The organism is Azohydromonas lata (assembly GCF_034427735.1).
Classification (GTDB): Bacteria; Pseudomonadota; Gammaproteobacteria; order Burkholderiales; family Burkholderiaceae_C; genus Azohydromonas; species Azohydromonas lata.
Genome location: NZ_JAXOJX010000147.1, coordinates 1 through 3,715 on the forward strand (window position 1 = coordinate 1; position 3,715 = coordinate 3,715).

The 3,715-nt window shown below is 69.1% G+C and carries 3 protein-coding genes; all 3 read right to left on the reverse strand.

Translation table 11 applies throughout. The features are described from left to right. The coding region (locus SM757_RS34520) for a sarcosine oxidase subunit alpha family protein (RefSeq protein ID WP_322468795.1) at positions 1–2,906 on the reverse strand (2,906 nt) is incomplete at its 3' end. After that, positions 2,903–3,208: a sarcosine oxidase subunit delta gene (locus tag SM757_RS34525; protein WP_322468796.1), complete on the reverse strand. Its 306-nt coding sequence runs from the start codon at positions 3,206–3,208 to the stop codon at positions 2,903–2,905. The genes SM757_RS34520 and SM757_RS34525, both read right to left, overlap by 4 nt. Positions 3,209–3,229: 21 nt before the next feature. Then, the coding region (locus SM757_RS34530; RefSeq protein ID WP_322468797.1) for an FAD-dependent oxidoreductase at positions 3,230–3,715 on the reverse strand (486 nt) is incomplete at its 5' end.

Genomic DNA, 3,715 nt, shown 5'->3' on the forward strand with positions numbered 1-3,715 from the left:
CGCTTGGCGCCGCCGCGAACGACGGCCATGGCGATGGAGCGGCCCAGCTCCGGGCTGTGGTAGCTGCTGGTGACGTGGCCCAGCATGGGCGCGGGCAGCTGGTTGAGGGCATTGGGGTCCTCGATGACCTGCGCCCCTTCGGCCAGCACCGTGGCCGGGTCTTCGGGCATCAGCCCCACGAGCTGCTTGCGGTCGACGCGCGTGGTGTCGCTGCGCGAGAGCGAGCGCTGGCCCAGGAAGCTGTACTTCTTCTTGGTGCTCACCGCCCAGCCCATGGCCAGGTCGTGCGGCGTCATGGAGCCGTCCGTGTCCTGGCCCACGATGATGAAGCCCTTCTCCGCGCGCAGCACGTGCATGGTCTCCGTGCCGTAGGGCGTGATGTCGAAGTCCGCGCCCGCGGCCATCACGGCTTCCCACAGCGCCTGGCCGTAGCCCGACTCCACGTTGAGCTCGTAACTGACTTCGCCGGAGAAGCTGATGCGGAACACGCGGCAGGGCAGGCCCGCCACGGTGCCCGCGCGCCAGTCCATGAACTTGAAGCTCTCGGGCGAGAGGTCGATGTCCTGGCACAGCCGCGAGAGCACCTCGCGCGACTTCGGCCCCACCAGCGCCACGGTGGACCAGTGGTCGGTGACGGAGCTCATCCACACCCGCAGCTCGGGCCACTCCGTCTGGTGCCAGCGCTCCAGCCAGTTGAGCACCTTGGCCGCGCCGCCGGTGGTGGTGGTCATGTAGAAGCGCGTGTCGGAGATGCACGCCGTCACGCCGTCGTCCATGACCATGCCGTTCTCGTCGAGCATCAGGCCGTAGCGGCATTTACCAGGGGCGAGCTGGCTCCAGGCGTTGGCGTAGACGCGGTTGAGGAACTCGCGCGCGTCGGGGCCGTCGATCTGGATCTTGCCCAGCGTCGAGGCGTCCATCACCGCCACGCCCGTGCGCGCGGCGCGGCACTCGCGCGCCACGGCGGCGTGCATGTCCTCGCCCTTCTTGGGGAAATACCACGGGCGCATCCAGTTGCCCACGGGCTCCAGCTCGGCCTTGCGCGCGGCGTGGCTGGCGTGGATGGCCGTCGTGCGCACCGGGTCGAAGGTGTCACCCTCCATGGTGCCGGCCAGCGCCCCGAGCGACACCGGCGTGTAGGCCGGGCGGTACGTGGTCGTGCTGACCTCGGACACGGGCCGCTTCAAGGCGCGCGCCGTGATGACGAAGCCGTTGACGTTGGAGAGCTTGCCCTGGTCGGTGCCGAAGCCCAGCGCGGTAAACCGCTTGACGTGCTCGATGTGCTGCCAGTTCTCGCGGATGGACAGCTCGATGTCGGCGGCCGTCACGTCGTTCTGGTAGTCCACGAAGGCCTTGGCGCCCACGCCTTCCGGCTTGCCGTCGGGCACGCGGTACATGTGGCGCGGGGCTTGAACGGGCGCCGTGTTGCAGCGCGGCGCGTTGAGCTGCGCCTTGGCGCCCAGCGTCTTGAGCACCTCGCGCATGGCCTCCGTGGTCTGCTTGAGCGCCTCTTCCAGGCCGAAGGCACCGGTCACGGACCCTGCACAGGCGATGCCTTCGCGCCCCGCCTTGGGCACCACGAAGGCAGCCACGGTCTCGTCCCAAATAGGGCGGCGGCCGTCATGGCAGAACAGGTGCACCGTGGGCGACAGGCCGCCGGAAGACAGCAGCGCGTCGCAGCGCAGCGTGGGGCCGGAGCCGACGGCTTCATCCTTTTGCGGATGCAGCTTCACCAGCTTGGCGGCCTTCACCTCGTTGCGGCCCACGGCCTCGCCCACGGCAAAGCCCTGGTGCACCGTGACGTTGGCTTCCAGCCGGCGGGCGATGCCCTGCGGGCGCGGATCGACCACGTGCACCTTGGCGCCCGCAGCCGCCAGCCCGTTGGCGCAGTCGTAGATCATGTCGCTGGTGCCGGTGACCACCACTTCCTGGCCCACCCGCACGCCGTAGCGCTTGAGGAAGGTCTGGCCGGCGGAGACGGTCATGACGCCCGGCAGATCGTTGTTGCCGAAGACCAAGGGCCGCTCGATGGCGCCGGTGGCCAGCACGATGTGGCGGGCGCGGATCTTGTGCTGGCGCTGGCGCGGCAGCAGCGGGTCGCGCGCGCCGATGGGCAGGTGGTCCTGCATCAGCTCCACGGCCAGCACCAGGTTGTCCTGGTACAGGCCGAAGGCCGTGGTGCGGCTCAGGCAAGTCACATTGGGCAGCTTGTCCAGCGTGGCGCGCACCGAGCGCAGGAAGGCGTCGCTGTTGCGGCCGTCGATGCTCGCGGACGGGTCCGACAGCAGCCAGCCGCCCAGCTCGCTTTGCTCGTCCACCAGCACCGTCTTCAGCCCGGCCTGGCCGGCCTGCAGCGCGGCCAGCAGGCCGCAGGCGCCGCCGCCCACGATCAACACGTCCACGTGGTGGTACAGGTGGTCGTAGTGGTCGGGGTCGGCTTCGGTGGGCGCGCTGCCGAAGCCCGCGAACTTGCGGATCACGGCCTCATACGCCGGCCAGAACTTGCGCGGCCACTTGAACGTCTTGCTGTAGAAGCCCGCGGGCATGAAGCGCGAGGCCTTGCCCAGCGTGGCCTTGAGGTCGAAGTCCAGCGAAGGCCAGCCGGAGGTGGTGGCGGCTTTGAGCCCGTCGTACAGCTCGGCCTGCGTGGCCTTGATGTTGGGGACGGTGTGCGCGCCTTCCTCCATCTGCACCAAGGCATTCGGTTCTTCCGCCCCGGCGCCCAGGATGCCGCGCGGGCGGCCGTACTTGAAACTGCGGGCCAGCCGCTTGTAGCCGTTGGCCAGCAGCGCCGAGGCCAGCGTGTCGCCGGCGTAGCCGCTGTGGGTCTTGCCGTCGAAAGTAAAAGTGACCTTGCGCCGCGTGTCGATGCGGGTGCCGGCGATGTCAACGCGTTGGGCGGTCATGCAGCTTCTCCCTCAGTCTCTTTGTCGAACAGCGGCTTGGCGTCCTGCAGCGTCCAGGTGCCGGAGATCTCGTAGGTGGCGGTGTTGCGGCGCACGGCGAAGACCTTGCGGCACGCGGCGCTGTGCTGCCACTGCTCCCAGAGCCAGCCCTTGGTGTTGCGGCGCATGAAGAGGTAGTCGCCCCAGGTTTCGTCGTCAACCTGGGCCGGGTTGGCCGGGCGGGCGATGTAGGCCTCGCCGGCGTAGCTGAACTCCTCTTCCTCGCGGAGCTCGTTGCAGTGGGGGCAATGCAGTCGGAGCATGGTGCTTGCGTCCTCGGGGCTTCAGTGCGCGACGCCGGCGGCGCCGTGCTCGTCGATGAGGTGGCCGCTGTGGAAGCGGTCTATGGAGAAGGGCGCGGCCAGCGGGTGCGGGCGGTCGTTGGCGATGGTGTGGGCGAAGACGTGGCCCGACCCCGGGGTGGCCTTGAAGCCGCCCGTGCCCCAGCCGCAGTTGAAGTACAGGCCCTGCACCCGGGTCTTGCTGATGATCGGGCAGGCGTCGGGGCACACGTCCACGATGCCGCCCCACTGGCGGTTCATGCGCACGCGCGAGAACTGCGGGAACAGCTCGATGATGGCCGCGGCCGTGTGGTCGATCACGTGCGGGCTGCCGCGCTGGCCGTAGCCCAGGTAGCTGTCGATGCCCGCGCCAATGACCAGCTCGCCCTTGTCGGACTGGCTGAGATATCCGTGCACCGCGTTGCTCATGATCACGGTGTCGATCACGCGCTGCATGGACTCGGAGACGAAGGCCTGCAGCGGGTGGCT

Coding starts and splice junctions, on each gene's coding strand:
- SM757_RS34525 (WP_322468796.1), bottom strand. CDS start 3,208: ATGCTCCGACTGCATTGCCCCCACTGCAACGAGCTCCGCGAGGAAGAG.